The sequence below is a fragment of the Sphingomonas segetis genome, from assembly GCF_009720245.1.
Classification (GTDB): domain Bacteria; phylum Pseudomonadota; class Alphaproteobacteria; order Sphingomonadales; family Sphingomonadaceae; genus Sphingomicrobium; species Sphingomicrobium segetis.
This window is the reverse complement of record NZ_WJSQ01000218.1, coordinates 1-3169: the sequence shown is the minus strand read 5'-3', so window position 1 is coordinate 3169 and position 3169 is coordinate 1. Positions and strand designations below refer to the sequence as shown.

Below are 3169 nucleotides of genomic sequence, written 5' to 3'. Positions count from 1 at the left end.
GAGCGGCTCAAATGCTTCTACGGCTGGGAGATGACCAGCCCGCGCGACAATCACGAGATGATCGAGGCGACCCAGATCGGCGCGGAAGCCGGCGCCGAGCCGATGAAGATCACCCGAGCGCGAGATTGCCGACGCGGTAGGTGGCCTCGAAGCCCTTGTCGCCCACCGACCGCGCGGCGGGCAGGAAGTCGCCGCCGAAGCTCGGGCTCGGCCACGACGATTTGACCGTCCAGCGCGTGTCCCCCGCCTGCGGCGCGAGGCTCAGCGACGCATTGCCGCGGAAGGCATAGGCGAACTCGACCGGCAGCGGCTGCGAGGCCAGGCCGCTCGCGTCGACCCACGCGAAGAAGCCGCGCCCGCCGCTGCTCCCGCCGCCCGGAAGCATCCGAAGCGCCCGCCCGCCCGCAATCACCCGCGGATTGGCGCCGAGCCCGCGCGGGTCGCTCAGGCCGAACCGCAGCTCGGCGCGGCCAAGGTCCATCTGCGCCGGATCGACCCCCGTCCGCGCAAGATCGGGCGGAAGTACGAAATGCGCGCGGCCGGTCACCGCGGCGTCGTACACGACAGCCTCGTAGATCGAGCGCCTGCGCACGTCCGGTCGAAGCGCGGTCGAAAGCTCCACCGCCTCGGGCGCCAGGGTCAGCTCCTTCGTCACCTGGTTCGTCCGGGTGACGCTTTGCCCGTCCTGCACCACCGTCTCGGTCGCCGTCGCGCGGTACGGGATGACCAGCACCGGCCCCGACATCACCTGCGGCCCGCCCCACCCCGCCGTGATCGAGCTGGTCGCCTGCTGCTGCTGCGACTGCCGGTCGTAGACGAGCAGCCAGACGGAGAAGAGCGGGATTGTGAGCGCCAGCCCGACCGCGATCGCGAGGAACAGCTTGAAGCCGGGCGTGCGAAATCCGTCGGTCCTGAACACGATCATTATCTCCCGCTTTGCGCGACGGTGAAGCACGTACCCGCACCCCGCCGAGCAGTCATGAGGGACTTCTGAGCATTTGGTGAGCGAGGGCTAACGCGACGGCGCCAGCCCCACCTTTACCGCTCCATGCGATAAAGAAGGTTCAGCGAAACACCCGTTTCCAGCTGTCCGGGAGCCACGATCCCCCCGTCCCGCTCGGGCGCGGGCGGCGGTGGGGGAGGCGGAGGCGCCGCGACCGGGCTGATCCGGGAGCCAGTCACGACCACGTCGGTGCCGCGATAGGAGACTCCCTCTTCGACCGAGAGCAGCCGGACCGACGTAAACCCGTTGTTGCGCGCATATTCGGTGGCTTCCGCCTGACCCCGTGCCATCGCTCGGACTCGGGCTTCCTTCCTCAGCGGGGCCGGGTCCGAGATCGCGAAATTGGGCCCGTAGACCGTATCGGCGCCGGCCGTCGTCAACGCATCGAGCAAGGTCGTCAGCTTGTCGATGTTGCGCGTTTTGATCTGCACCGAATTGCTGGCGATGTAGCCGATCAGCGTCTGGCGTCCGCGGCCACCCGGCTCGTTGTCCCAACGATAGTCGGGCTGCAGCTGGATTCCCTGAGTCTGGATATCGCGCTCGCGGATTCCGGCGGCTCTTATGGTTGCCAGGAGCTTTTCCGTCTTCACCTTGTTGGCGGCCACGGCCGCGGTCGCGGTGGACGCTTTGGCCTGCGTTCCGACCGTCATGCTCGCCTCATCGGGCGGAGTCCGCAGCGTTTCCGAAATGTTGACCCGAACCAGCGGCGTGTTCGCCATTTCGGCAATAGTGGCGGTTGGCGCTGGTTGGGCGAAAGCCGTTCCCGCCTGGAGCGATGCAGCCACAGCGATCGCCGCACCGATCAACCGATAATTGAATTTCATTCAAAACCTCCTTCGCCATCGCGGCCCAAACAGCCGCGCCTAGACCTCAGACGCACGCCCGCAGGAAATCCTTTGAGCAGCAATTCCGTTTATGAGCATAGCGGCGAATTGGGTCCGTGCGGTCCGCCTTCCACCCCTTTCCGCGATCCACGATTTTTCTGTCCTACAGGCAGCGAGCTGTGATTTGGATTCGCGGATGAGTTCGCTGACTCCCGTCAACCTGTCGCACCGTGTGCAGGCCGGGGAATCCGACACATCCGACAACCCCCCGTTTCGAATGCCGCCCGTCGGAAAGGTGTCGGATTCCTCGCTCGCCTCCCGCGCGCGAACACGCGGGTCCCGCATCGCAGTCACACGCCTGACACTTGATGCACCCGCGACCCTACCCAAATCACCCACATGATCGATATCCGCCCCTTCGACAGCCTCGGCCATGCCGACCACGGCTGGCTCGACGCCCGCCACCATTTCTCCTTCGCCGGCTATCACGATCCAGCCCGCATGGGCTGGGGCCGGATCCGCGTGTGGAACGACGACAAGATCGCGGCCAAGAGCGGTTTTCCGCCGCACCCGCACCGCGACATGGAGATCGTCACCTACGTCCGCACCGGCGCCATCACCCACCAGGATTCGATGGGCAACAAGGGCCGCACCGGCGCCGGAGACGTCCAGGTGATGAGCGCGGGCACGGGCGTGACCCACGCCGAATATAATCTCGAGGACGAGCAGACGACCTTGTTCCAGATCTGGATCGAGACCGACAAGCCGTCGGCGAGCCCAAGCTGGGGCGCCAAGCCCTTTCCGAAGGATTCGCGCGAGGGCGCGTTCCAGCTGCTCGCGAGCGGCAACGGCGACGACGGCGCGCTCGAAATCAATGCAGACGCCCGGGTGCTCGGCGCGACGGTGAAGGCCGGCGAAACGATCGCCATCGACGCTCAGCCGGAGCGCCACCTCTACCTCGTCCCGAGCGGGCGGGTGCGGGTCAACGGCGTCGAGGCGGGGCCGCGCGACGGCGTTGCGATCACCGGCGAGGACCGCGTCGAGATCGAGGCCGAGGAGGATTCCGAGCTCGTGCTCGTCGACGCGCGATAAGCTGCTGAAAAACGTAGAGGTTACTGCGCGGTTCATCGCACCTGTGCTTGAAAGACGCGCAAACGGCGGGCATGGGCCTGTCGCGCCGCGGGAAATGGGCGCGAATCAACGTATGAGACTCGGGAGCAGATGAGGGCGGTTCCACGCTGGAAAAAGCTATTGCTGGCGGGGGCGCTCGTGCTCGCCCCGTCGGCCGCGCTCGCCCAGGAAGCCGCGCCGCCGCCACCTGCCGACACCCCCGCCACCGACG

Annotated in this window: 3 protein-coding genes; 1 reads left to right on the top strand and 2 read right to left on the bottom strand. The window is 66.8% G+C overall.

What is annotated here, in order from left to right; translation table 11 throughout:
* Positions 1-109: 109 nt before the first annotated feature.
* Positions 110-925, bottom strand: coding sequence for an inner membrane CreD family protein (locus GH737_RS13905; protein WP_155265379.1), 816 nt, complete (start codon positions 923-925; stop codon positions 110-112).
* 113 nt (positions 926-1038) lie between these two features.
* On the bottom strand, positions 1039-1827 hold the full coding sequence (locus tag GH737_RS13900; RefSeq protein ID WP_155265378.1) for an SIMPL domain-containing protein: 789 nt from the start codon (positions 1825-1827) through the stop codon (positions 1039-1041).
* Between the two features lie 399 nt (positions 1828-2226).
* Between GH737_RS13900 and GH737_RS13895 the strand changes: the two genes are divergently transcribed.
* Complete coding sequence (locus tag GH737_RS13895) at positions 2227-2919, top strand: pirin family protein (protein WP_155265377.1); 693 nt, start codon at positions 2227-2229, stop codon at positions 2917-2919.
* Positions 2920-3169 lie beyond the last annotated feature (250 nt).